The 26,781-nt window shown below is 65.3% G+C and carries 28 protein-coding genes and 1 tRNA gene; 17 read left to right on the plus strand and 12 right to left on the minus strand.

The window, feature by feature from the left end:
• Window positions 1-54: 54 nt before the first annotated feature.
• The 7 genes from rtcA to IB261_RS04705 all read right to left on the minus strand — a co-directional run bounded on the left by rtcA (window position 55) and on the right by IB261_RS04705 (window position 5,713).
• Window positions 55-1,080 (minus strand): RNA 3'-terminal phosphate cyclase, encoded by a 1,026-nt coding sequence (gene rtcA, locus IB261_RS04675; RefSeq protein ID WP_192381557.1) that lies wholly within the window; start codon window positions 1,078-1,080, stop codon window positions 55-57.
• Entirely contained in the window at window positions 1,077-1,877 is an 801-nt protein-coding gene (locus tag IB261_RS04680) for a nucleotidyltransferase domain-containing protein (RefSeq protein ID WP_192381558.1), read from the minus strand. The genes rtcA and IB261_RS04680 overlap by 4 nt, the downstream gene beginning before the upstream one ends.
• An 18-nt stretch (window positions 1,878-1,895) precedes the next feature.
• Entirely contained in the window at window positions 1,896-2,474 is a 579-nt protein-coding gene (locus IB261_RS04685; protein WP_151189390.1) for a hypothetical protein, read from the minus strand.
• A 9-nt stretch (window positions 2,475-2,483) separates the two neighbouring features.
• Window positions 2,484-3,710: an RtcB family protein gene (locus IB261_RS04690; protein ID WP_081517321.1), complete on the minus strand. Its 1,227-nt coding sequence runs from the start codon at window positions 3,708-3,710 to the stop codon at window positions 2,484-2,486.
• Entirely contained in the window at window positions 3,707-4,105 is a 399-nt protein-coding gene (locus IB261_RS04695; protein ID WP_192381559.1) for a zinc-ribbon domain containing protein, read from the minus strand. The genes IB261_RS04690 and IB261_RS04695 overlap by 4 nt, the downstream gene beginning before the upstream one ends.
• A 31-nt stretch (window positions 4,106-4,136) precedes the next feature.
• Window positions 4,137-5,279: a slipin family protein gene (locus tag IB261_RS04700; RefSeq protein ID WP_081517323.1), complete on the minus strand. Its 1,143-nt coding sequence runs from the start codon at window positions 5,277-5,279 to the stop codon at window positions 4,137-4,139.
• A gap of 361 nt (window positions 5,280-5,640) precedes the next feature.
• Window positions 5,641-5,713 (minus strand) — tRNA-OTHER (locus IB261_RS04705).
• Window positions 5,714-5,996: 283 nt separating this feature from the next.
• Here IB261_RS04705 and rtcR point away from each other — a divergent pair.
• Genes rtcR through IB261_RS04725 form a run of 4 tightly spaced genes read left to right on the plus strand, consistent with a single transcriptional unit; the run spans window position 5,997 to window position 10,216 of the window.
• On the plus strand, window positions 5,997-7,610 hold the full coding sequence (gene rtcR, locus IB261_RS04710; RefSeq protein WP_151189392.1) for an RNA repair transcriptional activator RtcR: 1,614 nt from the start codon (window positions 5,997-5,999) through the stop codon (window positions 7,608-7,610).
• Between the two features lie 35 nt (window positions 7,611-7,645).
• A complete protein-coding gene (gene ybiA, locus IB261_RS04715) occupies window positions 7,646-8,215 on the plus strand; it encodes a riboflavin biosynthesis intermediates N-glycosidase (RefSeq protein ID WP_081517325.1) in 570 nt (189 codons plus the stop codon).
• On the plus strand, window positions 8,208-9,164 hold the full coding sequence (locus IB261_RS04720; RefSeq protein WP_192381560.1) for an SMI1/KNR4 family protein: 957 nt from the start codon (window positions 8,208-8,210) through the stop codon (window positions 9,162-9,164). Before ybiA ends, IB261_RS04720 begins: the two co-directional genes overlap by 8 nt.
• On the plus strand, window positions 9,161-10,216 hold the full coding sequence (locus IB261_RS04725; RefSeq protein WP_192381561.1) for a hypothetical protein: 1,056 nt from the start codon (window positions 9,161-9,163) through the stop codon (window positions 10,214-10,216). Before IB261_RS04720 ends, IB261_RS04725 begins: the two co-directional genes overlap by 4 nt.
• A 47-nt stretch (window positions 10,217-10,263) precedes the next feature.
• Here the strand turns inward: IB261_RS04725 and IB261_RS04730 are convergent, their stop codons facing one another.
• Window positions 10,264-12,129: an Lnb N-terminal periplasmic domain-containing protein gene (locus IB261_RS04730; protein ID WP_192381562.1), complete on the minus strand. Its 1,866-nt coding sequence runs from the start codon at window positions 12,127-12,129 to the stop codon at window positions 10,264-10,266.
• A 61-nt stretch (window positions 12,130-12,190) separates the two neighbouring features.
• Complete coding sequence (locus tag IB261_RS04735) at window positions 12,191-12,679, minus strand: DUF3015 domain-containing protein (protein WP_038803701.1); 489 nt, start codon at window positions 12,677-12,679, stop codon at window positions 12,191-12,193.
• Window positions 12,680-12,910: 231 nt separating this feature from the next.
• Between IB261_RS04735 and IB261_RS04740 the strand changes: the two genes are divergently transcribed.
• From IB261_RS04740 to bamJ, 6 genes are all read left to right on the plus strand, one after another.
• Window positions 12,911-13,234 (plus strand): TraR/DksA family transcriptional regulator, encoded by a 324-nt coding sequence (locus IB261_RS04740; protein WP_045217219.1) that lies wholly within the window; start codon window positions 12,911-12,913, stop codon window positions 13,232-13,234.
• Window positions 13,235-13,330: 96 nt separating this feature from the next.
• Window positions 13,331-15,838: a Lon protease family protein gene (locus tag IB261_RS04745; RefSeq protein ID WP_081517329.1), complete on the plus strand. Its 2,508-nt coding sequence runs from the start codon at window positions 13,331-13,333 to the stop codon at window positions 15,836-15,838.
• 146 nt (window positions 15,839-15,984) lie between these two features.
• Window positions 15,985-16,326 carry a PA4575 family protein gene (locus IB261_RS04750; protein ID WP_081517330.1) on the plus strand — a complete coding sequence of 114 codons (342 nt, stop codon included), beginning with the start codon at window positions 15,985-15,987 and terminating at the stop codon, window positions 16,324-16,326.
• A gap of 185 nt (window positions 16,327-16,511) precedes the next feature.
• On the plus strand, window positions 16,512-17,006 hold the full coding sequence (locus IB261_RS04755) for a TIGR00645 family protein (RefSeq protein ID WP_017521628.1): 495 nt from the start codon (window positions 16,512-16,514) through the stop codon (window positions 17,004-17,006).
• A gap of 126 nt (window positions 17,007-17,132) precedes the next feature.
• The gene (locus tag IB261_RS04760) at window positions 17,133-17,429 is read left to right on the plus strand and encodes a DUF6482 family protein (RefSeq protein WP_045217224.1); all 297 of its coding nucleotides are present in this window, start codon (window positions 17,133-17,135) and stop codon (window positions 17,427-17,429) included.
• 101 nt (window positions 17,430-17,530) lie between these two features.
• On the plus strand, window positions 17,531-18,148 hold the full coding sequence (gene bamJ, locus IB261_RS04765; protein WP_081517331.1) for a BamJ family beta-barrel-assembly machinery protein: 618 nt from the start codon (window positions 17,531-17,533) through the stop codon (window positions 18,146-18,148).
• 133 nt (window positions 18,149-18,281) lie between these two features.
• Here bamJ and IB261_RS04770 read toward each other — a convergent pair whose 3' ends face one another.
• Together IB261_RS04770 and IB261_RS04775 are read right to left on the minus strand one after the other, a co-directional pair.
• Window positions 18,282-18,506: a PA4570 family protein gene (locus tag IB261_RS04770; RefSeq protein WP_045217230.1), complete on the minus strand. Its 225-nt coding sequence runs from the start codon at window positions 18,504-18,506 to the stop codon at window positions 18,282-18,284.
• A 170-nt stretch (window positions 18,507-18,676) separates the two neighbouring features.
• Window positions 18,677-19,645 carry a polyprenyl synthetase family protein gene (locus IB261_RS04775; RefSeq protein ID WP_081517332.1) on the minus strand — a complete coding sequence of 323 codons (969 nt, stop codon included), beginning with the start codon at window positions 19,643-19,645 and terminating at the stop codon, window positions 18,677-18,679.
• 241 nt (window positions 19,646-19,886) lie between these two features.
• Between IB261_RS04775 and rplU the strand changes: the two genes are divergently transcribed.
• From rplU to IB261_RS04800, 5 genes are all read left to right on the plus strand, one after another.
• On the plus strand, window positions 19,887-20,198 hold the full coding sequence (gene rplU, locus IB261_RS04780; RefSeq protein ID WP_015475683.1) for a 50S ribosomal protein L21: 312 nt from the start codon (window positions 19,887-19,889) through the stop codon (window positions 20,196-20,198).
• Between the two features lie 41 nt (window positions 20,199-20,239).
• Window positions 20,240-20,497, plus strand: coding sequence for a 50S ribosomal protein L27 (gene rpmA, locus IB261_RS04785; RefSeq protein WP_017521622.1), 258 nt, complete (start codon window positions 20,240-20,242; stop codon window positions 20,495-20,497).
• Between the two features lie 159 nt (window positions 20,498-20,656).
• Window positions 20,657-21,877, plus strand: coding sequence for an Obg family GTPase CgtA (gene cgtA, locus IB261_RS04790; RefSeq protein WP_151189396.1), 1,221 nt, complete (start codon window positions 20,657-20,659; stop codon window positions 21,875-21,877).
• A 61-nt stretch (window positions 21,878-21,938) separates the two neighbouring features.
• Complete coding sequence (proB, locus tag IB261_RS04795; protein ID WP_192381563.1) at window positions 21,939-23,057, plus strand: glutamate 5-kinase; 1,119 nt, start codon at window positions 21,939-21,941, stop codon at window positions 23,055-23,057.
• Between the two features lie 11 nt (window positions 23,058-23,068).
• Window positions 23,069-23,524 (plus strand): CreA family protein, encoded by a 456-nt coding sequence (locus IB261_RS04800; protein WP_081517335.1) that lies wholly within the window; start codon window positions 23,069-23,071, stop codon window positions 23,522-23,524.
• A gap of 130 nt (window positions 23,525-23,654) precedes the next feature.
• On the opposite strand, the gene rpsT is transcribed toward IB261_RS04800, so the two are convergent.
• Window positions 23,655-23,924 carry a 30S ribosomal protein S20 gene (gene rpsT, locus IB261_RS04805; protein WP_009617555.1) on the minus strand — a complete coding sequence of 90 codons (270 nt, stop codon included), beginning with the start codon at window positions 23,922-23,924 and terminating at the stop codon, window positions 23,655-23,657.
• 253 nt (window positions 23,925-24,177) lie between these two features.
• On the opposite strand from rpsT, the gene murJ reads away from it, so the two are divergent.
• Both murJ and ribF read left to right on the plus strand, forming a co-directional pair.
• The gene (gene murJ / locus IB261_RS04810; RefSeq protein ID WP_081517336.1) at window positions 24,178-25,716 is read left to right on the plus strand and encodes a murein biosynthesis integral membrane protein MurJ; all 1,539 of its coding nucleotides are present in this window, start codon (window positions 24,178-24,180) and stop codon (window positions 25,714-25,716) included.
• Between the two features lie 106 nt (window positions 25,717-25,822).
• Window positions 25,823-26,761 carry a bifunctional riboflavin kinase/FAD synthetase gene (ribF, locus tag IB261_RS04815; RefSeq protein ID WP_081517337.1) on the plus strand — a complete coding sequence of 313 codons (939 nt, stop codon included), beginning with the start codon at window positions 25,823-25,825 and terminating at the stop codon, window positions 26,759-26,761.
• Window positions 26,762-26,781: the final 20 nt, after the last annotated feature.

A 26,781-nucleotide genomic window follows, 5' to 3' on the forward strand; every position in this document is an offset into this window, starting at 1 on the left:
GCGCCACTCGAGGTGACATGGCGCGACTCTATTGGGCGGCTCGTGAGGAAAGCGTCAAGCCGGCGTGATGCGGATGTGCTGGCCAGCTGCCTGCCCTGCCGTGCAGTCGATCCGCACCGGCAGGAAGGCTTCGATCACCGCGCGGTTGCTCAAGAGATGATCGCTCGCAACCGGCGTGCTGAAGCTGCCGCCGCCGGCCAGCGCCATGGGCAGCAACAACTGGTCGGCGAGGTGTTCCTCGACGCTGGTGCCGCTGCGGCGCCAGTCATCGGCCTGGCGCAACGCCTGGCTGGCGACACGCTCGGCGCTGACCCCGGACTGGCCGAAGGCGCAGAACACCAGGGTGAGCTGCTCGCATTCGACTTCCAGCAGCAGGGCGTTGCCCGGGCCCTGGTCTTCCGGCAGGCGGACGACCTGTGCGGAGGCTGCGTGCCAGTCCTGATGCCGCTTCACCTTCTCCAGTTCGCGTTCCGCCACATGGCCGGGAACGGCCGCCAGCAGGGCGCGGGCCGAGCGCGAAAGTACGGCACCGGCCTGCGGCAGATGCAGCGGCTGCAACTCGCCGGGCTCCACCTGTACCCGCAATTCGCCGCCGCCGGCGGGCATGAAGCCATGGCGCAGCAACTCGAAGGCCACCGTCGCACCCATGCGCCGCAGCAACGGCAGCCAGCTGCGCTCGATGAAGTCCGCCGGCGGCGCCAGCGGGTTGTGCGTACCACCGCTGATCGCCAGGCTGCTCGGCCCATCGGCGAACAGCAGGGCTGGCAGCAGCGTCTGCAATACCAGCACGGCGCTGCCCGCGCTGCCGATGGCGAAGCGGTAGTCGCCGCCGCGAATCGTGCCGGGGCGGAAGGTCAGGCTGCGCGAGCCCAGCTCGTCGCCTTCCACCACCGCGGCGCAGATTTCCGCCGCCGCGCGCACGGCCGTCAGGTGCTGGCGCAGCAGCCCCGGCCGCGAGCGGCGTCCACGGATGTTGACGATGCGCAGGGCCTTGCCGGTGATCATCGACAGGCTCAGCGCGCTGCGCAGAATCTGCCCGCCGCCTTCGGCGCCGTCGAGTTCGATCAGGTGCTTGTTCATCTCGCGTGCTTCCTTACCTGTTCGCGCAGGAAACGGTCCAGGCGCTCCGGCTCGTGGCAGCCGCCACGGGGTGCGCCGAGGGCTTCCGCGCGTTGCAGCTGTTCCTCGATCAGCCGGTGCAGGGCCGGGCGCGCCGGGCCATATTCGGCCTCGACCGCCTGGCGCTTGAGCACCAGCAGTTCCTCGACTTCGGCGCGCTGCGCCGCGTCGTCGAGGGTCGCTTCCATCAGTGTCTCGAAGACCATCGGCGGCATACCGAGGCCCTGGTCGATCCAGCGCACCGCCAGCAGCGGGCGCAGCACATAGAGGTACTTCTTGTAGCGAACCTCTTCGCCCTGCAGATAGCCACGGAAGTTCTTCTTCGCCATCGAGAGGTAGTGCGCCCGCGCTGCGGCGGGCGAGTAGAAATCCTGCGCCAGTTGACGCAGGCCCTCGGTCGCTGCTGCTTCGCTGCGGTACATCAGCGGCGAGTCCAGCCACTCCAGCAACGTCGGGTTGGACTTGCGCAGCAGCCGCAGCGTCTTGCGCAGCTCCCAGCCGCTGAGATCCAGTTCGTCGGTCAGCGGGCGCTCCAGCACGTCGCGCGGCTCTTCCACGCGCAGGTACCAGTCCGGCTGGTGCACGTAGACGAAGCGCACGTCGTAGTCGCTGTCCGGCGAGGCGAAGCCCCAGGCGCGGCTGCCGGATTCGCATGCGTAGAGCACGGTCACGCCGCGCTCCTGTTCCAGTCTTGCCAGTTCTTCCAGCACCCTTTCGCGCATGGCGGCGGGGAGCGGGTGTCGTTCGTCCCTGTTCATGGGGTATTCCTTGTTCTTTCAGTCCGTCGCGCTGGCGGCCAGCGCGGACAATGTTCGTCGTCGCGGGTTGTACAGGGTGAGGCACCAGATGCCCCACCATTCCTTGCCGTCATCGAAGTAGCAGCTCCAGTTGCTGCGATGCGGTTCGGCGTCGCCGTCGCCAACCCAGTCGAGCACCTGCAGGCCTTCGTCCGGATACAGCCGCAGTGCCTGCAGCCATTCGCGGAAGTCCGCGACCTGCAGCTGTGTGCCGTAGGGCGGGTCGCGGAAGGCGCGGCACAGCGGACCGTCGTCGCGGTTCAGCTCGCGTATTTCCTCGATGCCGAGTGCCTGTGGGCGGGCCCGCGCCAGGTCCGGCGTCAGGTCCGCCCATTCATGGTTGGCGTATTGCGGGTGGCGGGCGATGACGTCCGCCTGCCAGTTGCGCGCGCGCTCCTGGATGGACTCGAACAGCAGCTGCAACGCCAGGCGATGTTCCGCTTCGCCGGGCGTGGCGGTAGGGTCGAGTGTCAGCACACGGAAGTCGAAGACGCAGCGCTCCTGTTCCAGGCGGCTGCGCAGTTCCTGCATGCGCTGGTTTTCCATGGGTTGCAGCATGTCCTCACCTCATCCTTTCACGCAGACCACCTGGCGCAGGGTATGCAGCACTTCCACCAGCTCGCGCTGGGCGTCCATCACGGCGTCGATGTCCTTGTAGGCCATCGGAATCTCGTCGATCACGTCGGCGTCCTTGCGGCATTCGACGTGGGCGGTGGCGCGCACCTGGTCCTCGACGCTGAACAGCTTCTTCGCCTTGGTGCGGCTCATGGTCCGCCCGGCGCCGTGGCTGCACGAGCAGAACGCTTCTTCGTTGCCCAGGCCGCGGACGATGAAGCTCTTGGCGCCCATCGATCCCGGAATGATGCCGAGCTGGCCTTTCTGCGCAGACACCGCGCCTTTGCGCGTCACCAGTACCTCTTCGCCGAAGTGGCGTTCCTTCTGCACATAGTTGTGGTGGCAGTTCACCGCTTCCAGGCTCGCCTCGAACGGCTTGCGGATGATCTGCCGCGCCGCGGCGATCACCGATTGCATCATCAGCTCGCGGTTCTGCCGGGCGAAGTCCTGGGCCCAACCCACGGCTTCCACGTAGTCATCGAAGTGCTGGCTGCCTTCCTCGAAGTAGGCCAGATCACGGTCCGGCAGGTTGGCGATGTGCTGGCGCATATCCGCCTGGGCCAGTTCGATGAACAGGTTGCCGATGGCGTTACCCACGCCGCGCGAGCCGCTGTGCAGCATGAACCAGACGCGGTCCGCTTCGTCGAGGCAGACCTCGATGAAGTGGTTGCCGGTACCGAGGGTTCCCAGGTGCTTGCGGTTGTTGGTTTTCTCCAGTTTCGGGTGCTTGTCGGTAATCACCTTGAAGCGGCCGGCCAGTGCGCGCCATGCGTCGTCGGCGTGATCGGGCACGTTTTCCCAGGCGCCCTTGTCGCGGCCTGCCCGGGTGTTGCTGCGACCGTGGGGCACGGCCTTCTCGATGGCGGTGCGCAGGCCGTGCAGGTTATCCGGCAGGTCCGCGGCGACCAGCGAGGTGCGTGCGGCGATCATGCCGCAGCCGATATCCACACCCACGGCCGCCGGGATGATGGCGCCCCTGGTGGGAATCACGCTGCCGATGGTCGATCCCTTGCCCAGGTGCACGTCCGGCATCACGGCCAGGTGCTTGAAGATGAAGGGCATCTTCGCGGTGTTCATCAGTTGCTGCCTGGCGTCGTCTTCCACCGGCACGCCCTGGGTCCAGAGCTTGATCGGTTTGCCGTTGGCGACTTCCAGCAGTTGGAAGGTCTTGGTGCTCATGTTTCGACTCTCTTCATTTGCTTGGCGAGCTGGCCGGTAGCGGGTTGTGCCCGGCCATCGCGAATTCGTTTGTTCAATCGACAGGCGCGGCAGCGTATCGCCGTGGAAAACACCTGTCCCTTACAGTCTTCGTACCACCACTTCTGCTGGGCGGCGGTCCAGGTCTGCTCGGCGCCGCAGTCATGGCAGGTGAAATCCCCGTCCTCGTACCAGCCACGGCGCACGAACAACGGGTCGCCGTAGCTGTTGTAAGGCGCCAGGTTCGAGCGGTTGACCGGGACGCTGCCGGGCGGAGCGACCTGGCCCGAAGGATGCCAGGCTGGCGCGGCCTTCTTCGCCTTGCGTTGCTCGCGCGCCTGGCGGATTTCCCGGCGGCGTTGCTTGTTGCTCTTCACGGTGCCGACTCCTGCGCTGGGCAGGCCTTTGTCAGGCCTGCTTCAGCGTTACCAGTCCATTCAATACCTGATCCAGGCCGCCGAATACCGAGATGCGGTCGATTCGTTCGGCTACCCGCTCCAGGGTTTCCAGTTCCTTCAGGCGCAGGGCGGTGGGGTTGTCCTCCATCACCTTGGCTGTGTTCAGCAGCGAGCGGGTCGCCGAGGTTTCCTCGCGGCGACGGATCACGTTCGCCTGCGCCGCCTTCTCCGCCTCCACCACCTGGGCCAGCAGGGTCTTCATCTCGCCCGGCAGGATGATGTCGCGCACGCCCAGGCCGCTGACCTCGATGCCGGTGCCCGGCAGTCGCTCCTTCAGGTAGGCGCTGACCGAGTCGTCGATGAGCTGCTTGTTTTCCAGCAACTCATCCAGCGAGCGGGTGCCCACCGCCGCGCGCAGGCCGAATTGCAGCTCGCGGTAGAGGTGTTCCAGCGGCTTGGACAGGCTGGAAAACGCTGTCAGCACGTCGCTGTAACGCCAGTTGGCGGCCAGGTTCAGGCGCAGGCTCACCTTGTCGCGGGTGAGGATTTCCTGGCCGCTGACTTCCAGCGCCTGGATCCGCGTATCGATCAGCTCCACGCTGACCTGGCGGTTGTAGCGCCAGAAACCGTACTGGCCTGCCGGCAGCAACTCGACCACCGCGCCGTCGACCTTCAGCACGCCGACCTGGTAAGCCGGTACCAGGGTCACCAGCAGCGCCTCGACGCCGACCACGCTGCGACCGCGCAGGTTGCCCTGCATCTGCTGCAACAGCGCCGGAGCCACGCGGTACTCCTGGCTCAGGTCGATGCGCTCCAGGCGCTGTTCGGTCTGGCCTTTCCAGTACAGCCGGCGGCTGCCCGGCGCGAGGATTTCCGCCAGCACGCCGTCCTCGAAGCGCAGGCCGGCCTCGTTCTCGGCCAGGTCCATGCGGGTGAAGTAGCGTTCGACCAGCGCCGCTTCGGACTGGCGCAGGTAGCCAGCCAGGCGGTGTTCGAACAGCGGGGTGTTCAGGCTGAAGGTTTCCACGCTCAGGCGGTTGTACAGGTCCAGATGGCGGTGGATGCCCGGCTCGAGGACTGCCAGGAAATCGCCCTCGGAGTACAGCAGGCCGCGTTCGTTCTTCTTCACGGTAAAGCGCTTCAGCAGTTTCATCTTTCTTCCTTCTTCTGTTGTGCGTGCTTCTGTTGTGCTGGGTGCCGGTGTCCGCCAGCCCGTCGGGTGGCGAGGCGGGGGCCTGCGAGAGCCAGGTGCTGCGGACTGCCTGTCCATTGCGCCGAATCCATCGGCCAGCACTTGCCTTGTCGCGGGCCCGGTCCTCGTACCGGGCGGGCCGGCGGTGGCTTCGGGTCCCTGGCGTGTCCGGCCTTCCTGGACTCTTTGCGCCTCTCCCGTCGCCCACCGGCGGGGTGTTGCCTTCATGAGTAGCTGCCTTAACAGGGCAGTGTTCGAGCGGGAGTCGAACCCGCGACAGGCCATTTCGTGGATGGCTGCTCTACCGGACTGAGCTATCGAACGGCGCGGGCAGGATTCGAACCTGCGACGGCTCCAGCGAAGTGGAGTGCTCTACCGGGCTGAGCTACCGCGCCATCGACCGTGACTGCTGCAGCGGCATGCACGAAGCCGACACCAGGGGGGCTCGGGCACCGGCGGGAGTGGTAGTCCCTGCCCGTGGGCTGCATCAGCGATGCGGTCGAGGGAGATATAGCGAGGGGCGTGCCAGGTTTGTTTTCGGGTGGTGTTCTTTTCTTATAACTATTTGATAAATAACAAATTAATTATTTGTTGGGTGCGGGAGTCCATTCTCGACGATTGGCCGGTTATGGACTTTATGGATATTCTGAGATCGTTATTTATCTTCATGGATAAAAGATGAAAGCCAAGAAAACCGTCGCCATCGGCTTCCTCGGTTCAACCCTGGATCGCGTCGGCAAGGGCGCAGCGCGCTGGCAGAAATGGCGACCCACGGTCGGCCTGTGCCAGCAGCAGGACCTGCTGGTCGACCGCCTGGAACTGATCCACGGGCTGGATGCGCGGGATATCGGGCTGGCCGAGCGCATTGCCGCCGATGTGCGGCTCGTCTCCCCGGAGACCGAGGTGCGCCTGCAGCCCATGGCGCTGCGCAACCCGTGGGACTTCGAGGAGGTCTACGGCGCGCTGCACGATTTCGTCGGCGGCTACGCCTTCGATACCGAGCACGAGGACTACCTGGTGCACATCACCACCGGGACCCACGTCGCGCAGATCTGCTGGTTCCTCCTCACCGAGGCGCGCTACCTGCCGGCGCGACTGGTGCAGGCTTCTCCGTCGCGGCGCAAGGACGAGGCGCGGCAGCCGGAAGGGACGGTCACGGTCATCGACCTCGACCTGTCGCGCTACGACCGCATCGCCACGCGCTTTCGCCGTGAACAGGAGGAAAGCCTGGCCTTCCTCAAGTCCGGCATCGCCACGCGCAACGCCGACTTCAACCGCTCCATCGAGCAGATCGAGCGGGTTGCCGGGCGCTCCCGCGCGCCGATGCTGCTGATCGGCCCGACCGGCGCCGGCAAGTCGTTCCTTGCTCGCCGCGTGTACGAACTCAAGCGCGCACGGCACCAGTTCCAGGGCCGTTTCGTCGAGGTGAACTGCGCGACCTTGCGCGGCGACGGCGCCATGTCCGCGCTGTTCGGCCACATCAAGGGCGCCTTCACCGGCGCACAGAACGCCCGCGAAGGTCTGTTGCGCGCGGCGGATGGCGGCATGCTGTTCCTCGACGAGATCGGCGAGCTGGGCCTGGACGAGCAGGCCATGCTGCTCAAGGCCATCGAAGAGAAGCGCTTCTTCCCGCTGGGCTCGGACCGCGAGGTGGGCAGCGACTTCCAGCTGATCGCCGGCACCCACCGCGATCTGCGCGAACGGGTGGCCGAGGGGCTGTTCCGCGAGGACCTGTTCGCCCGCATCAACCTCTGGACGTTCGACCTGCCGGGGCTGGCCGGGCGCCGCGAAGACATCGAGCCGAACATCGACTTCGAGCTGGAACGCCACGCCCGCGAGCAGGGTCGCCTGGTGCGCTTCAACCGCGAGGCGCGCACGCGCTACCTGGCTTTCGCCAACTCGGCGCAGGCCTTGTGGAGCGGCAACTTCCGCGAGCTGTCGGCATCCATCACGCGCATGGCGACCCTGGCCGACAGCGGACGGATCGACGAGGCGCTGGTGGAGGAAGAGATCGGCCGGCTGCGCCGCTCCTGGGGCGCGACCCAGGCGCAGAGCCTGCTGGATCGCTTGCTGGGGGAGGAGGGCGCCGAGGCGCTGGACCTGTTCGACCGTCTGCAGCTGGAAGCGGTGATCGACGTCTGCCGGCAGGCGCGCAGCCTGTCCGACGCCGGTCGCCAGCTGTTCGCTGTCTCGCGCCAGGAAAAGCAGAACCCCAACGACGCCGACCGCCTGCGCAAGTACCTGGCGCGCTTCGGCCTGGATTGGTCCGGGATCACCGATGGGGTGCGCTAGAATCGGCGTTTTGCGGTAGCGGCAAGGAGCCGATCATGGAAGAACCGATGAGTGTCGAGCAGCTGTGCCGACGCATCGAGGCGGGCGAGGCGTTCAAGTACCTGTACTTCTGGGGGCATCGCCCGAAGCACTCCGTGGAAGTCGACAAGAGCTGCTTCAGCCAGTGGTTCGAAGCGGCCTTCGAGATCGACGGAGTGACCTACACCAGTGCTGAGCACTACATGATGGCCGGCAAGGCCCGACTGTTCGGTGACGAGGCGGCGCTGGCGCGGATTCTCGCGGCGCGCACGCCGGCTGAGGCCAAATCCATCGGCCGCGAGATCCTCGGCTTCGACGAGGCCGCCTGGAACGCCGAGCGCCTGGCCATTGTCACTCGCGCCAACCACGCCAAGTTCGGGCAGAACCCGGCCCTGCGCGAATTCCTGCTGGGCACGGGCGATCGCGTGCTGGTCGAGGCCAGCCCGGTGGACGCCATCTGGGGCATCGGCCTGGCGGTCGATCATCCCGACGCGGGCAACCCGGCGCGCTGGCGCGGGCTGAACCTGCTGGGTGTTGCCCTCATGAGCGCGCGCGATGTGCTGCGTCGGGAGAGTCAACATGCCTGAGCTCACGGCTGCCCAGCAGCAACTGCCGCGTGACCACCGCCTGGCCTGGTTCGCCGGGCGCATTATCCATGACGCGCAGCCGCCGATCAGCGATGCCCAACTGGCCGAGGTCGAACAACGCCTGGGCAGCCAACTGCCGCGTGAACTGGTCGCCCTGTGGCGCTGCAGTTTCGGTGGCCGGCTGGATTACGAGCTGTGCGTGGACTACGACGGCCACCTCCATCCTTACTCCTTCAACGAATTGTTCTATCCGGACAGCGACGGCTACAACGACCTCTGGGGCTGGCTGGCGCACGAGCAGGAGTGCGCCGAGGAAGTCGCCGAGGAGAATGGCCAGGAGTGGGACGGCCGCGTGGGCTTCCTGCCCATCGGTGGTTTCGAGTACCTGGAGCGGATCTACGTCTGCGTCGAGCCGGAAGAGTTCGGCGCCATCTATGCCTGGAGTCGCGCCTTGCCGCCAGCCTGGCAGCTGCGTCTGCATGAGGATGCCCTGACCAGGGTGGCAGACGACCTGTATGGCCTGTTCGCGTTGCTGGGCTTCGATGAAGACCCGTTCGCCGAGGGTGCGGATGCCGGGCAGGAACTACTCGAGGCCCTGGATGAGCTGGCCACCTCTGGCGCCGAGGGCGCAGCGCTGGCGCAACAGCTGCAGGATTCGCTGCGGCCGCTGGTACGCGACTGGCGCACGGCGCTGGAGCAGGGGCGGATTGCCGGTGAGCCGGAGCTGCAACGCCTGGCGCTGACGCATGCGGTGCGCAGCGGCGATATCGCGCTGCTGGAACAGCTGCGCGACCGGGGTTGCGACCTTGGCCGGCTGCTGACCGGCGGCGGCAATGCGCCGGTGCATGCGCGGGTGATGCAGCGCGAGGCGGTGATCCGCTGGTTTGCCGAGCAAGGCGTCGCGGAGTATCAGCTCGATGACCCGGCGGCCCGTGGAGAGATTCCATGACCTGCGAAACCACTCTGCCAGAATCGCTGGTCGAGTTCCTGCGCCAGCCGGTGAGTGCACCGGAGGATCGGGTCGAGGCGCAGGATTTCGTCCGCCGCTCCGATGTCCGCGAGCTGTACCGCGACACCCTGGGCACGCCCCTTGCGGACACGATGCTTGCCCAGTGCGCGGCATTGTTTCCCGAGTTCAATCCCAACCGCGCATCGCTGCTGGCGCTGTTCTGCGGCAGTTGGGTGGAAGGTGGTGCCAGCCCGCGTATTGCCTTCGCCGCGGTGCTCGGCGCGTTGGCGCGTGCGCTGGCGATGCTGCGTCCGTACTGCGCTGACGAAGAGGTCGAGGACGACGAAGAAGCGCAGGCCGCCGCCCGGCAGGCCCGCGCGCGGCTCGATAGCCTGACGCCTTCGCAGTCGCTACTCATCGACAGCGCGCATCCGGCGGTCGATCTGCTGGTGCTGCCGCTGATGACCATGCTGATGCGTTCGCGGGAAAATCACCGCGATTTCCTGGCCCATGGCGAGCTGCTCCGCGATATCGACGCCATGGTGAAATCCAACACCACGCTGCCCTTCGAGAATCTGCACTTCCTCGACCATGCCGCGGCGCTGACCTACGAAGACGAGCTGGTGGTCGTGCTGCCCGCGACGCGCAGTGGTCTGGTGGTGAGTGCGCAGGGCATCAATTGCAACTTCCATGCGTTCTCCCTGCTGCAGCCGCTGTTGGCTGCCCATGGTGAGCAGCTCGGGTTGCGGGTCGCGGCACCGCTCCCGGTTGCCGACGTGCCGCGGGAAGACTGCGCACAGTACCTGTGGCTGCAGGCCTTCGCCTTCGAGAAGGGCGAGCTGGTCAACAGTCTGGCCTGGGCGTGGGGCGAGGCGCCGCTGCGCAGCAATAGCCGCAAGCATGGCCGCTGCGTACTGATTGCGCTGGATACCGAAGAGGGCGTGTCACGCTCCTGGTCGGGCTTTGCCGATCGGCTGCACGATGCGCATCAGCCGTCGGTGGAACTGGTGCGTTTCCTCAGTGCGGAAGAAGTGGCTGCCTATCTGGAGTGACGCCGGCGAAGGCGCGCACGGCATTGGCCGCAGCGCGCCTTCCCCGGTCAGTAGTGGTACCAGCGCAGTTCCAGCATCACTTCGTTGCGCGGACTGGCCTCATGGCTGAATTCGCGCTGGGCCGACAGGCGCAGGCCGAGGTTGCGGCCCAGTTCCACCTGCTGGCCGAAGCTCAGGGTGCGGCGCACTTCGCCGTTGTGGAAGTAGTCGCCCTTGCCCTCGAGGCTGAGGTTGCCCAGCGGGTTGCTCCACAGGATGCCGGTGTCGAAGCCCATGGCCGGGGCGATGGTGGCGGCGAAGTCCTGGTTGTTCTCGATGCGCGCGGTGCCCAGGGCGTAGGCCTGCAGGTCGTCGGAGAGCTTCCAGCTGCCGCCGGCGCCGCCGTTGAGGTGGCCGACCAGGGTGTCGTGGTCGTTGTCGCTGTGCTTGCCGATCACTCGTTCCCAGCCGCCGGCAACCTGCCAGGACAGCGGTTTCAGCAGCTCGTTGCGCGGCGTCATGGAGCGGATGGTGACCAGGTCCAGTTGCTGCAGCTGCCAGCGGTTGCCTTCGTACTGGCGCAGCTTGAGCTGGCCGATCTCGATCTGCGCGCCGAGGGGGAAGCCGTAGGCGTTGTCGTCGAGGTCGTGGTAGGCCATGCGCAGGCCGTACTGGGCGAAAGCTTCGCCGTCGCGGCTGCCGGCGCCTACCTGCCAGGTGCGCGATTCGTGGCCGTTTTCCGGCTGGCCGGGGCGCTCCACGTCCAGCGCCGGCGGCGGGTTCTTGTTGATCGCCTTGAGCAGGTTGTAGCTGCGCGAGGCGGTGGACTGGTCGCGTTCCTGGCCGGTGGCGCGGTAGCGCACCAGGCGGAAGGCGGTGTCCTGTACCAGCGCCTGGCGGTCGGCGGGCAGGGCGGCGAACTCGGGGCTTTGCAGCTGACTGTCGTCGTCGGCGATGTGGCGGGCCAGCACCTTCTCGTCGTGGCTCAGCGGTTCGCCGCGGGCCAGCAGTTCGCGCTCGCGGGAGGGGCGGTAGTCCACCCGGTCGATCAGCCCGGCGTCCTTCACCGCGCGCACCGTGTCGGTGGGGATGGCGGTGATCGGGAAGTGGTCGGTGAGCTCAGTTCCGGGGCGGGCGATCTCCAGCAGCTCCAGCAGGCGGAAGGAGCAGTTCTCGTCGAAGAAGTAGTACTTGAAGCGGATCTGCTTCAGCTCCCAGACGTGCTCGACCATGCGCGCAGTTTCTTCCGGCGTCAGGTTCAGGCGGTATTCCCAGAGGTCGCGGTTCTCCAGTCGGCTGTATTCGGAGAGCTTCTCGCGGTAGGGCACCAGGGCGAACAGGCCGGGATAGCCGCCCATCAGGCCCTTCCAGGCGTAGAGGATGCTGTTGTCCATGCCCTCGATGTAGGCGCCGAAGTTGAGCGCGTAGCTGAGCAGGGCGGTGTTGTCGGAGTCGACGTCGGCCTGGTCGATGCGCAGCAGGGTGTGGCCGAACATCGAGGACGGGCTGTTCAGGTAGGCGGCCGGGAACACCAGCACGGCGCTGTGCGGGTTGATGTCCTGGTACCAGGTGGTGAATTCCTTGCACTCCACGGCCGGCAGGTCATCGAGCTGCAATTGCTGGCGCAGCCAGCGGGTGCGCGCCGGGTACACGCACTGGGCATGCTTGTCGCCGAGGCTGGCCGGGGCGTAGAGCGCCTTCACGGTGGCGGCCAGTTCCGACTGCGGATGGCGGTCTCCGTCCTTGGCGAGGAAGAACTTCGGGTCGTCGACGAAGCTGCGCCAGCCACCGAGCTTGGCGTGCTCGTAGTGACCCAGGGCCAGCCAGTAGGGCTCGTCGGCCAGGCTCTGCAGGCGTTGTGAGTCGATCGCCGGCGAAGCCAGCAGTGGGGTGCAGGCGCACAGCGCCATCCAGGGCAACAGGCGTTTGGGCATCGAGTGGGCTACTGGGAAGGAAGGGTGAGCCCGCCCTCAGGAGGCGGGCTCGCGTTGGCCATCAGGCCTGTTCGGCGTACTTGGCCAGGGTGCTGTCCTGTTTCAGGACGGCCTGGGTGTTGGCGTAGACGTCTTCGGCGGTGACGTCGGACTTGTTGAAGATCTGCGCGAAGTGCTCGTGGGTGACCTGGGCGAAGTGTGCGCGGTCCTCGGGCTTCACGCCCAGCACGACGGCGTAGGTGGTCAGCGCTTCGCCGTCACCCTTGGCCATGTCTTCGGAGAGCTCATCCATCATGCTGCTGAGCACGATCATCGGCTTGCCGCCGTAGGTCAGCGCGCCATTGGTGTGGCAACCGTTGGTGCCGGTGGTCATGCCGAAGGTGTTGTTGCCGCTGGTGCCGTTGGTGGTGGCTGCCAGGACGTGGGTGGCGGTGCCGCGCTGGCCCTTGAACAGCATGTTGCCCCAGCCGCAGCCGTCGCTGCCGGGGGCATCGGCGAGGGCGCTCAGGGAGGCGGTGGCGAGGAGGGTACCGAGCAGAATCCTTTTCATCGTTTTTCTCTCTTTTTGAGGTCGGGGACCGGTGAACAGTCGCTGACAGCAAAACAGCGCCTGGTCAGAGCTTTTCTCCAATGCCTTGCGAGTGTCAAGGCAACCGCTGCCGCAGCCAGTATGGCCGGTCACGGCTGAATGGGCCGGGATGACCGGCAGTTGATCGGCATCAGCGGCGGAAGTCTTGGAACCGACCACACTTGAATCAGTTCCCCTTGCGAGGAAGTAGTCATGGTCGATTTCGATCCACGGCCAGCGCTGGACCAGTTGGCGGCCGAGTATTCCAAGCGTGCCGAAGCCATCCGCCGCGACCTCGGTCGCAGCCATTCTCCGGACTTCGCCGAGCAGGCCCAGCAGCGGCAGAACGACGACGTGCTGCGCGCCTTGCTCGCCGAAGCCGACGCCGGCATGCGCCTGGTGGGCCTGGCGCGCCTGCGCCTGGCTGACGGCACCTACGGCGAGTGCGCGCGCTGCGGCGAGGCCATCGAGGAGCGCCGCCTGCGCGCGCTGCCGGCCGCCGAGCACTGCCTGCGCTGCGCCGATGCGGTGGACTGAAACTGTCACCAATACTGCCTTGCCAGTGGCGCGCGGGCGGCGCGAGAATGCGGTCGAATCTCCGCGGCCTCGCGCCGCCCGAAGCAAGGACCTCCAATGCCCGATTCCGTTGCTGCCGGCCTGCGCCTGGCGCCCGATGAACTGACCCGCCCCTTCACCCCCGAACAGTTTCCCTTCAAGACCACCGAAGAACTGGAGCCTTTCCTGGGCGTGCTCGGACAGGAGCGCGCGGTCGAGGCGCTGCAGTTCGGCGTGGCGATGCCGCGTCCGGGTTACAACGTATTCGTCATGGGCGAACCGGGAACCGGTCGCTTCTCCTTTGTGCAGCGCTATCTGAAGGCCGAGGGCAAGCGCCTGCCGACGCCGGCCGACTGGGTCTACGTCAACAATTTCGACGATTCGCGCGAGCCGCGCGTGATCGAGCTGCCGCCGGGCAGCGCTGCCGAGTTCGGCACCGATATCGACCACCTGATCGACAACCTGCTCTCCACCTTCCCCTCGGTGTTCGAGAACCCGGCCTACCAGCAGAAGAAGAGCGCCATCGACCGCGCCTTCAACCAGCGTTACGACAAGGCTTTGGACACCGTCGAGCGCCTGGCGCTGGAGAAGGAGGTCGCCCTCTACCGCGACAGCTCCAACATCGCCTTCACCCCGATGAAGGACGGCAAGGCGCTGGATGAAGCCGATTTCGCCCAGCTGCCGGAAGAGGAGCGCGAGCGCTTCCATGCCGACATCGCCGACCTGGAAGAGCACCTCAACGAGGAGCTTTCCAGCCTGCCGCAGTGGAAGCGCGAGTCGAGCAACCAGCTGCGCCAGCTCAACGAGGAAACCATCACCCTGGCGCTGCAGCCACTGCTGGCGCCGTTGGTGGAGAAGTACAACAACAACTCCGGGGTCAGCGCCTACCTGCAGGCCATGCAGCTCAACCTGCTGAAGACCGTGGTCGACCAGCTGGTGGACGCCGAGCGCACCGACCCGCAGCGCAAGCAGAGCCTGGAAGAGCAGTACGCGCCGAACCAGGCGATCGGCCACCATGCCACCAGCGGCGCGCCGGTGGTGTTCGAGTCGCACCCGACCTACGACAACCTGTTCGGACGCATCGAGTACGCCTCCGACCAGGGCGCGCTCTACACCAGCTACCGCCAGCTGCGCCCCGGTGCTCTGCACCGCGCCAACGGCGGCTTCCTGGTGCTGGAGGCGGAGAAGCTGCTGAGCGAGCCGTTCGTCTGGGACGCCCTCAAGCGCGCGCTGCAGTCGCGCCAGCTGAAGATGGAATCGCCCCTGGCCGAACTCGGCCGCCTCACCGCCATGAGCCTGACGCCCCAGGTGATCCCGCTGAACATCAAGGTGATCATCATCGGCTCGCGGCAGATCTACTACACGCTGCAGGACCTCGATCCGGACTTCCAGGAGATGTTCCGCGTGCTGGTGGACTTCGACGAGGACATCCCGCTCGCCGAGGACAGCCTCGAACAGTTCGCCCAGCTGCTCAAGACCCGCACCTCGGAAGAGGGCCTGGCACCGCTCAGCCGTGAAGCCGTGGCGCGCCTGGCGACCTACAGCGCCCGCCTGGCTGAACACCAGGGTCGCCTCTCGGCACGCATCGGCGACCTGTTCCAGCTGGTCAGCGAAGCGGACTTCATTCGCCAGCTGGCCGGTCAGGAGGTGACCGACCTGGGCCACATCGAACGTGCCCTGAAGGCCAAGGAAACCCGCACCGGCCGTGTGTCGGCGCGGATTCTCGACGACATTCTCGCCGGCATCATCCTGATCGACAGCGAAGGCGCCGCGGTGGGCAAGTGCAACGGCCTGACCGTGCTGGAAGTCGGCGACTCCGCCTTCGGCATGCCGGCGCGCATCTCCGCCACCGTCTACCCGGGCGGCAGCGGCATCGTCGACATCGAGCGCGAAGTCAACCTCGGCCAGCCGATCCACTCCAAGGGCGTGATGATCCTCACCGGCTACCTCGGCAGCCGCTACGCCCAGGAGTTCCCCCTGGAGATTTCCGCGAGCATCGCCCTGGAGCAGTCCTATGGCTACGTGGACGGCGACAGCGCCTCGCTGGGCGAGGTCTGCACGCTGATCTCCGCCCTGTCGCGCACGCCGCTGCGGCAATGCTTCGCCATCACCGGCTCGATCAACCAGTTCGGCGAAGTGCAGGCGGTCGGCGGGGTCAACGAGAAGATCGAAGGCTTCTTCCGCCTCTGCGAGGCGCGTGGCCTGACCGGCGAGCAGGGGGTGATCATCCCGCGCGCCAACGTCGCCACCCTGATGCTCGACGAGCGCGTGCTGCAGGCGGTGCGCAACGGCCAGTTCCACATCTACGCCGTGCGCCAGGCCGACGAGGCGCTGAGCCTGCTGGTCGGCGAGCCAGCCGGTGCGCCGGATGCCAAGGGCCACTTCCCCAAGGGCAGCGTCAACGCCCGTGTCGTCGAGCGCCTGAAGGAAATCTCCGAGCTGGGCATGGACGAGGAAGAGAAGGAAAAACCGGCCAAGGAGCCCGCCGCCGCCAAGCCCGCCAGCAAACCGAAGGCGGAGAAGGTGCCGGTGGAAAAGGCTCCTGTGGAGAAAGAGCGCGCCCGCAAGAAGAAGGACGTCGACTGATTGACGTCAGGACAGGGGCGCCGCTTCGGCGTCCTGTCCGCGCGTTTTACACTCTGTTGTCTGCAAGATGTCGGGATAAATCCGCGCTTTCGCGTGTCGGAACCTGGGTGTAGTCTCGAACTCAGGACAACCGCGAGGGTGCCGCCATGCCGCGTAACCTCTGCCTTATCCGCCCCTGTCTGGGGCTGACCACGCGCATCGAGTGCGAGATCAGGCCGCTGGCCGGAGAGAATGGACTCTGGACCTTGTTGTGCGCTGCCGGGATGTCCGGCGCGCAGCCCACCGCCATCAAGGCGCAGGGCCCGTTCTGCGGGCCTTTCGTGGCCGAAGGCGTGCTTGAGGCAATCTCCGACTGCCTGGCCCAGCAGGGCTACATCGTGGCGGAGGATCCCCCCATCTGGCAGTTGCACCTGCAGGGCGAACTGCGCCGCCTGAACGGCGAACGCTCGCGCCATGTCGGCAACTTCCAGTTCCGCCCCGAAGGCTGACGGCCGCTTGCGCAGGCCCTGCACAATCCGCTGAATCCCGCGGGACGCCTGGTCGCTACGGTTCCATACCGTGGCCGCCGCCTATTTATCCACTGACATATTTATCCATAGAAAGCCGGGAAAACTCGCAAAAGCCATCCGCTATACTGCGGCCGCCCTTTCCCAAGATATTTCCTACGATCACCATGGAACGATTCGTCGAAAACTCGCTGTACGCCGCGCGCTGGCTGCTGGCGCCGATCTACATCGGCCTGTCGCTGGCCCTGCTGGCGCTGACCATCAAATTCTTCCAGGAAATCTTCCATATCCTGCCCAGCATCTTCAGCATCGCCGAGGCGGACCTGATCCTGGTGCTGCTGTCGCTGATCGACATGGCGCTGGTCGGTGGCCTGCTGGTGATGGTGATGTTCTCCGGCTACGAGAACTTCGTCTCGCAGCTGGACATCGATGAAGGCAAGGAAAAGCTCAGCTGGCTCGGCAAGATGGACGCCAGTTCGCTGAAGAACAAGGTGGCCGCCTCCATCGTGGCGATCTCCTCGATCCACCTGCTGCGGATCTTCATGGACGCCAAGAACATCGAAGACAACAAGCTGATGTGGTACGTGATCATGCACCTCACCTTCGTCCTCTCGGCCTTCGCCATGGGCTACCTGGACAAGGCCACGCGCCACGACCACTAAGGCGTTGCTGCGTCATTCCCGCCGCCCGGCCGTTGCAAAACGGACGGGCGGTTGCGTTTTCGGCTTGCGGTGAGCGCCTGCTGTACAAGACTTTTTGCGTGGATCAATCCGCAGGAGGTGCAGCACATGAATCTGCAGGAACTGACCAGCCGCTCCGTCGCCGGCGACATCGACGAAATCAACCTGGTGTCGCTGGAAGGCGATATCTACGTGCTGGAGGCTCGGATGGGCGCGCGCTTCTATCCGGTCCAGGACGAGGCCGGGCATGTCATCAGCGTGCGTTCGGTCGCCCATGCGCGGGAGGTGCTCAAGGCGCTGCCCAACGTCCCGTTCCATCTGGTGCACGCGGTGGTGCATGACGAGATGTGCGGCATGGACGACGAGCGCGACATCGGCGCCGGCGTGACCATCCCGTTGCACTGAGTCAGTTGCGCGGCGCGCTGCGCGAGGCTCGCGCGGTGGGGGAGGCGGTGCATCTGTGCTAGGCTGGCGGCCCTTTTTTGAACCCCCAGCGGAGCGCCGCCATGAGCGAACTCAACCTTTCCACCGACGAAGCCCGCGTCAGCTACGGCATCGGCCGTCAGCTGGGCGACCAGCTGCGCGAGAACCCGGTTCCGGGCATGACCCTGGACGCCATCGTGGCCGGCTTGTCCGACGCCTACGCCGGCGCTGAAAGCCGCGTTCCGGGCGAGGTCCTGTCCGCCAGCTTCCAGGTGATCCGCGAGCGCATGCAGGCCGAAGCCCAGGCGAAAGCCGAAGCCGCCGCAGCCGTAGGTCGCGAGTACCTGGTGGAAAACGCCAAGCGCGAAGGCGTGACTGTCCTGCCGTCCGGCCTGCAGTACGAAGTGCTGACCACCGGCGAAGGCGCCAAGCCGTCCCGCGAAGACACCGTGCGTACCCACTACCACGGCACCCTGGTCGACGGCACCGTCTTCGACAGCTCCTACGAGCGCGGCCAGCCGGCCGAATTCCCGGTGGGCGGTGTGATCGCCGGCTGGGTCGAGGCGCTGCAACTGATGAACGCCGGCAGCAAATGGCGCCTGCATGTGCCGAGCGAGCTGGCCTATGGCGGCCAAGCCGTCGGCAGCATCCCGCCGCACAGCGTGCTGGTGTTCGACGTCGAGCTGCTGGAAATCCTCTGATTCCCGAAGGTTCGCTGCGCAGTGCCATCCCTGGCGACTGCGCAGGAAAAGGGGCGCTCAGGCGCCCCTTTGTGCATCCGCCTCCCGGGCGGCGGAGCACCGATGGCGCTTCCTGCGCCATCGTAAAGTGCGTCTAGCGCAGCGCGCGGGCGTAACAGAACAGGAACAGGTTGCGCACCAGCTCCTTGAGCACCAGCGGTTCGCTGGTATTGAGCTCGGACAACTCCAGGCCGCCCTGTTCGCGCAGTTCATCCAGCGCTTCTTCTTCCAGCACCGCGCAGACTTCCCCGGTGTCCCGATGCAGGATGCGCAGGTAGGGGTGCGGGCGATCCAGCCAGGCGTCGATCATGTAGGTCATGGCGTGTTCCTCCGTGCAGACCGTTTAATGAGAATAATTCTTATTATCTTAATAGCAAGCCTGAATTGGAAAAATTTTTACGCAGGCGACGATCTGTTGTTCCCGGTCAAAAGACAGGCAACAAAAAGCCCGCCGCGGCGAACCGGGGCGGGCTTTGGTGAAGCGGCAGATCAGTGCGTGCGGGCGACGGCGAACTCGGCCAGTTCGATCAGCGCGGCGCGGTATTCGTTGTCCGGCAGCGCCTTCAGGCAGTCGATGGCGCGGGCAGCGTACTCGCGGGCCAGGTTGGCGGTGTAGTCCAGCGCGCCGGCGGCTTCCACGGCGGCGCGGATGCCTTCCAGGTCCTGGCTGCCGCCCTGCTGGATGGCCTTGCGCACCAGCGCAGCCTGTTCCGGGGTGCCGTCGCGCATGGTGGCGATCAGCGGCAGGGTGGGCTTGCCTTCGGCGAGGTCGTCGCCGACGTTCTTGCCCAGGCTGGCGGCGTCGCCGCGGTAGTCGAGCAGGTCGTCCACCAGCTGGAAGGCGATCCCCAGGGCGTCACCGAACAGCCGCAGCGCCTCGGATTGCTCCGGCTGGGCGTTGGCCAGCGCGGCGGCGCTGTGGGTGGAGGCTTCGAAGAGCATCGCGGTCTTGCCGCGGATGACTTCCATGTAGGTTTCTTCGGTGGTGCTGGCGTCGCGGACCTTGGACAGCTGCAGCACTTCGCCTTCGGCGATCACGCGGGTGGCCTGGGAAATGATGCGCATGACCGGCATGGAGCCCAGTTCGACCATCATTTCGAAGGAGCGCGCATAAAGGAAGTCGCCCACCAGCACGCTCGGTGCGTTGCCCCACTGGGCATTGGCGGTGGCGCGGCCGCGGCGCAGGCCGGAGGCGTCGACCACGTCGTCGTGCAGCAGGGTCGAGGTGTGCAGGAATTCGATGGTGGCGGCCAGCAGCTTCAGGTCATCGCCCGAATAGCCCAGGGCCTTGCCCGAGAGGAGCACCAGCAGCGGGCGAAGACGCTTGCCGCCGGCGGAGATGATGTAGTCGCCGATCTTTTCCACCAGGGGAACGCGGGAAGTGAGTTGGCGACGGATGATGCCGTCGACGGCGGTGAAGTCGTCCGCCACCACGCGATAGAAAGCCTGGGGTTGCATTAAAGACAGCGCTCCTCGTAGATTGCGCGGCATGCTAGGTGCCGCTGTTTGGGCTGTCAAGGCAAGGCCCCATGGGGCTTGATCCGCACCAGGGGTTTGCGTACAATCGCGGCCCCGAACTTCCCTGGCATATCCTGCCTTACGCAATTGCACGGGCGTCCTTTCCGGCCCCATGCAGCCATGCCGACCGATTCCTCTTTCTATAAAGCGTCGGGTGAGCAGGTCTAACGGAGACATCCAGATGTACGCAGTAATTGTTACTGGTGGCAAGCAATACAAAGTCACCGAAGGCGAATTCCTCAAGGTCGAGAAGCTCGACGTTGCCACCGGCGAAGCGATCAACCTGGATCGCATCCTGCTGGTCGCCAACGGCGATGACGTCAAGATCGGCCTGCCGGTGGTAGAAGGCGCGAAAGTGACCGCAGAAGTGGTTTCCCACGGTCGTCACGACAAAGTGCGCATCATCAAGTTCCGCCGCCGCAAGCACCACATGAAGCGTCAGGGCCACCGCCAGTGGTTCACTGAAATCAAAATCACCGGCATCCAGGCCTAATTCCTTTTTAGGGCTGCTTCCTGTTTTAGGAGAATTGACTCATGGCACACAAAAAAGCTGGCGGTAGTACCCGCAACGGCCGCGACTCAGAAAGCAAACGCCTTGGCGTGAAGCTGTTCGGTAGCCAGGCTGTGAAAGCAGGCAACATCATCGTGCGTCAGCGCGGTACCCAGTTCCACGCTGGCTACGGCGTTGGCATGGGCAAGGATCACACCCTGTTCGCTAAAGTCGACGGCGTGATCAAGTTCGAAGTGAAGGGCGCCTTTGGCCGTCGCTATGTAAGCGTCGTCGCTGCCTAAGCGAGCTCTCACTGAAAAAGCCCTGTCTCGCGACGGGGCTTTTTTGTTTCTGGCGGTTCCAGGCGAGGTGCTGCCGGTTCGGGCGTTTGCGCGGACTTGGCTGTATCCTATGCTCCTTTTCTTATTTTCAACCCGCAGGTGCTGCGGGAGGCGTTCGCAATGAAATTCGTCGACGAAGTATCCATCCACGTGAAAGCCGGTGACGGCGGCAACGGCCTCATGAGCTTCCGCCGCGAGAAGTTCATCGAGAAAGGCGGTCCCAACGGCGGTGACGGTGGCGACGGCGGCTCGGTGTACCTCGAGGCCGACGAGAACCTGAACACCCTGGTGGACTACCGCTACACCCGTCGTTTCGACGCCCAGCGTGGCGAGAACGGCGGCAGCAAGGACTGCACTGGCGCCAAGGGTGACGATCTCGTCCTGCCCGTGCCGGTCGGTACCACCATCATCGATGCCAACACTCAGGAAATCATCGGTGACCTGACCACTGCCGGTCAGCGCATCATGGTTGCCCAGGGCGGCTGGCACGGCCTGGGTAATACCCGCTTCAAGTCCAGCACCAACCGTGCGCCGCGCCAGACCACGCCGGGCAAGCCTGGTGATGCGCGTGACCTCAAGCTGGAGCTGAAGGTCCTGGCGGACGTCGGTCTGCTCGGTCTGCCGAACGCCGGCAAGAGCACCTTCATCCGTGCGGTGTCCGCCGCCAAGCCGAAGGTCGCCGACTATCCCTTCACCACCCTGGTGCCGAACCTGGGTGTGGTCAGCGTGGGACGCTTCAAGAGCTTCGTGGTCGCCGACATCCCCGGCCTGATCGAGGGTGCTGCCGAAGGCGCCGGCCTGGGCATCCGCTTCCTCAAGCACCTGGCGCGTACCCGTCTGCTGCTGCACATCGTCGACATGGCGCCGCTGGATGAGAGTGATCCGGCCGATGCCGCGGAAACCATCGTCCACGAGCTGGAGAAATTCAGCCCGGCGCTGACCGAGCGTGATCGCTGGCTGGTGCTGAACAAGATGGACCAGATCCTCGAGCCTGAGGAGCAGGAGCGTCGCAAGCAGGCCGTGGTCGAGCGTCTGGGCTGGGAAGGTCCGGTCTATGTGATCTCCGCCCTGGAGCGTGAAGGCACCGAGAAGCTGAGCCAGGACATCATGAAGTACCTCGACGAGCGCACCTTGCGCATCGAGGAGGAGCCGGCCTATGGCGAAGCCCTGGCGGCCCTGGATCAGCGCATCGAAGACGAGGCTCGTGCCCGTCTGCAGGCCCTGGACGATGCTCGTGCACTGCGTCGCTCCGGTCTGAAGAATGTCGACGATGCGGATGACGATGATTTCGAGGATGACGAAGACGACGGCGATGGGCCGGAAATCTTCTACGTGCCTTGATCGGAACGGCGCCCGCCGGTCCGGATGAAACGTGTGAAGCCTGACTTCTAAGGTTGAGGGTATGCGTGAGAAGGTCACTGGCGCCAAGCGCTGGGTAGTCAAGATTGGCAGTGCGTTGCTGACCGCCGATGGTCGCGGTCTGGATCGTGATGCCATGGCGGTATGGGTCGAGCAGATGGTCGCGCTGCATTGCGCGGGCGTTGAGCTGGTTCTTGTGTCCTCGGGCGCCGTCGCGGCGGGCATGAGCCGTCTGGGTTGGGTTTCCCGACCTAGTGACATGCACGAGCTGCAGGCGGCCGCCGCGGTGGGGCAGATGGGCCTGGTCCAGGCCTGGGAGTCCAGCTTCGGCGTGCATGGTCTGCAGACCGCGCAGGTGCTGCTGACTCATGACGACCTGTCCGACCGCAAGCGCTACCTGAACGGGCGCAACACCCTGCGCACGCTGGTCGATCTCGGCGTGATCCCGGTGATCAACGAGAACGATACCGTCGTCACTGACGAGATCCGCTTCGGCGACAACGACACCCTGGCGGCGTTGGTGGCCAACCTGGTCGAGGCTGACCTGCTGGTGATCCTCACCGATCGCGACGGCATGTTCGACGCCGACCCGCGCAACAATCCCGATGCTGAGCTGATTTTCGAGGCTCGCGCCGATGATCCCGCCCTGGACGCGGTCGCTGGCGGTACCGGTGGTGCGCTGGGTCGTGGCGGCATGCAGACCAAGCTGCGTGCGGCTCGTCTGGCGGCGCGTTCCGGTGCGCACACCGTCATCGTTGGTGGACGTATCGAGCGCGTGCTGGATCGCCTGCGTGTCGGTGAGCGGCTCGGCACGCTGCTGACTCCCGAGCAGAGCCGCAAGGCGGCGCGCAAGCAGTGGCTGGCGGGGCATCTGCAGATGCGCGGCACGCTGGTGCTGGACGATGGCGCGGTGAGGGCTCTGTCGCAGGATCACAAGAGCCTGTTGCCGGTCGGCGTGAAGGCCGTACAGGGCAGCTTCCGTCGCGGAGAGATGGTGGTCTGTGTGGATCAGCAGGGTCGCGAGATTGCTCGTGGCCTGGCGAACTACAGCGCTCTCGAGGCGCAGAAGATCATCGGCCAGCCGACCGATGCCATCGAAGGCATGCTTGGCTATGTCGATGGTCCGGAGTTGGTGCACCGCGACAACCTGGTGCTCGTCTGAGGAGATTCTTCATGCGCAAGGGATTGATGGCGGCGCTGATGCTGCTGCCGGCGCTGGCCCGGGCCGACGTGGTCGGTGAGGTGTCCACCGTCTTCAAATGGGTCGGGCCGAACGACAAGATCGTCGTCGAGGCTTTCGATGATCCGAAGGTGCAGGGTGTCAGTTGCTACCTGTCTCGCGCCAAGACGGGTGGCGTGAAGGGTGGGCTTGGGCTGGCGGAGGATCGCGCCGAGGCGTCGATCTCCTGTCGTCAGGTCGGGCCGATCCGTTTTGCCGGCGAGTTGAAGGATGGCGAGGTGGTCTTCCAGCAACGCACTTCGCTGGTATTCAAGACCATGCAGGTGGTGCGCTTTTTCGACAAGAAGCGCAATGCGCTGGTCTATCTGGTCTACAGCGACCGGGTGATCGAAGGCAGTCCGCAGAATGCGGTGACGGCGATTCCGATCATGCCGTGGCCTGAGAAGTAAGAAAGAAAGGGGCGGGTGACCGCCCTTTCTTTTTGCCTTTGCAAAAGTGAGCGTGTGGATAACGCTGTGCAGATCAAATCGCAGGCAATAAAAAACCGGCCCTGAGGCCGGTTTTTCAAGAACGGAACGCTTACGCGGTGGCCAGGGCCTTCACGTGGGCGTTCAGGCGGCTCTTGTGACGAGCGGCCTTGTTCTTGTGGATGATGCCTTTGTCGGCCATACGGTCGATGACCGGTACAGCAGCAACCAGAGCGGCCTGGGCCTTCGGCAGGTCCTTGGCGTCGACTGCTTTGACTACGTTCTTGATGTAGGTACGAACCATGGAACGCAGGCTGGCGTTGTGGCTGCGACGCTTCTCAGCCTGTTTGGCGCGTTTTTTGGCGGAAGGTGTGTTGGCCACCGTCGAGCTCCTCGAAAAAAACTTGGGATGTTGCGAATAAATTAAGGCCGCGAATAATGCCGTTGCATCAGGGCCTTGTCAAGGGTATGCGCGGCCTCCGACGAGTGGTGCGACGGGCGCACGCTGTCCGGCGGATGGGGTGATTTATTCGCCCCGCGGCCCTACACTGCTGCGCTTCGCCTGACGGTCGAGCAATCGCTCTAGGCCAGGGCTGCACCCTGCAGGGGCGGCCATTCTACCAGTTCTGGACGCTATGAACCTACTCAAGTCGCTGGCCGCGGTCAGCTCGATGACCATGATCTCGCGGGTGCTCGGCTTCGTGCGCGACACGATCGTCGCGCGCATGTTCGGTGCCGGCATGGCGACCGACGCTTTCTTCGTCGCCTTCAAACTGCCCAACCTGCTGCGCCGCATCTTCGCCGAGGGGGCGTTCTCCCAGGCCTTCGTGCCGATTCTGGCCGAGTACAAGACCCAGCAGGGGGAGGAGGCGACCCGCACCTTCATCGCCTATGTGTCCGGCCTGCTGACCCTGATCCTGGCGCTGGTCACCGCGCTGGGCATGCTCGCCGCGCCCTGGGTGATCTGGGTGACGGCGCCCGGCTTCGTCGATTCGCCGGAGAAGTTCGAACTCACCAGTGCCCTGCTGCGGGTGACCTTCCCTTATATCCTGCTGATCTCGCTGGCCTCCCTGGCAGGGGCGATCCTCAATACCTGGAACCGCTTCTCGGTGCCGGCCTTCGTGCCGACCCTGCTGAACGTCAGCATGATCCTCTTCGCGCTGTTCCTCACGCCGTACTTCGACCCGCCGATCATGGCGCTGGGCTGGGCGGTGCTGGCCGGCGGCCTGGCACAGCTGCTCTACCAGCTGCCGCACCTGAAGAAGATCGGCATGCTGGTGCTGCCGCGCATCAACCTGCGCGATTCCGGTGTCTGGCGCGTGCTCAAGCAGATGGGCCCGGCGATCCTCGGCGTCTCGGTCAGCCAGATCTCGCTGATCATCAACACCATCTTCGCTTCCTTCCTGGTTGCCGGTTCCGTGTCCTGGATGTATTACGCGGACCGCCTGATGGAGCTGCCGTCCGGCGTGCTCGGCGTGGCGCTGGGCACCATCCTGCTGCCGTCGCTGGCCAAGACCTACGCCAGCGACGACCGCCACGAGTATTCGCGGCTGATGGACTGGGGCCTGCGCCTGTGCTTCCTGCTGGTGCTGCCATGCTCCCTGGCGCTGGCGGTGATCGCCGAGCCGCTGACCGTTGCGCTGTTCCAGTACGGCAAGTTCAGCGCCCATGACGCCCAGATGACCCAGCATGCGCTGATCGCCTACGCGGTCGGCCTGCTCGGCATCATCCTGGTGAAGGTACTGGCGCCGGGGTTCTATGCGCGGCAGAACATCAAGACGCCGGTGAAGATCGCGCTGTTTACCCTGGTGTCCACCCAGTTGATGAACCTGGTGTTCATCGGCCCGCTCAAGCACGCAGGGTTGGCGCTGGCGATCAGCCTGGCGGCCTGTCTGAACGCCGGCCTGCTGTTCTGGCAACTGCGCAAGCAGCAGTTGTTCGAGCCGCAGGCGGGCTGGGGCAAGTTCATCGCCAAATTAGTCGTAGCTGTACTGGTGATGTGCGCGGTGCTGATCGGCATGATGCACTTCATGCCGGCCTGGGATCAGGGCGGCATGCCGATTCGCCTGGTGCGCCTGGGCGCGCTGGTGGTGGCCGGTGTGGTCGCCTATTTCGGTATGCTGGCGATCCTTGGCTTCCGCTTGCGGGACTTCTCCCGCCGCGCGGTGCTGTAACCTTCGCCGGGCAAAGCATTGCATCGGTTTGCGGCGACGGCATTTTGCCTGTCGCATGGCAACGGGTGCAGGTATAATCGACCACTTTCTGAGCAATACGCGCGCTATGCAGCTGCTTCGAGGCCTTCACAACCTGCGGCCCCTGTCCGGGGGCTGTGTCGCCACCATCGGTAACTTCGACGGCGTCCATCTCGGCCACCAGGCGATCCTGGGGCGTCTGCGCGAGCGGTCGCTGGAGCTGGGCGTGCCCAGCTGCGTGGTGATCTTCGAGCCGCAGCCGCGCGAATACTTCGCTCCCGATGCCGCCCCGGTGCGCCTGACGCGCCTGCGCGAGAAGCTTGAACTGCTGCGCCAGTACGGCGTCGACTTCGTTCTCTGTCTGGCCTTCAACCGCCGTCTGCGCGAGCTGTCAGCCGCCGAGTTCGTCCGCCAGGTGCTGGTCGAGGGCCTGCGGGTCCGCCATCTGGAAGTGGGCGACGATTTCCGCTTCGGCTGCGACCGCTCCGGCGACTTCGCCTTCCTGGTCAACGCCAGCGCGGAGCAGGGCTTCACCGTCGAAGCCGCGACCACCGTGGAAGTCGACGGCATGCGCGTGAGCAGCTCGCGTATCCGCAAGGACCTGGCCGATGGCGACCTGCACATGGTCGAGCGCCTGCTGGGTCGTCCGTACAGCCTGGGCGGCCGCGTGCTGCACGGGCAGAAGCTGGGTCGCACGCTGGGCTCGCCCACCGCGAACATCCAGCTCAAGCGCCGCAAGGCGCCGCTCAACGGCGTTTACCTGGTCAGCACGATGGTGGCTGGCCAGCGCCGCAACGGGGTTGCCAACATCGGCACCCGACCGTCTGTGAATGGCGACGGCCGGCCCCACCTGGAAGTGCATCTGCTGGATTTCGCTGGCGATCTCTACGGCCAGCATCTGGACATCACTTTCCACCAGAAGCTGCGTGATGAGCAGCGTTTCGCCTCGCTCGAGGCACTCAAGGCGGCCATCCTCGCCGACATCGCCGCCGCCCGGGCCTACTGGCTGGGCCAACCGCTTGATTGAAGATCCTGAACAGGCCCTGA

Origin of the sequence: Pseudomonas sp. PDM20 (assembly GCF_014852575.3) — a bacterium.
GTDB lineage: Bacteria > Pseudomonadota > Gammaproteobacteria > Pseudomonadales > Pseudomonadaceae > Pseudomonas.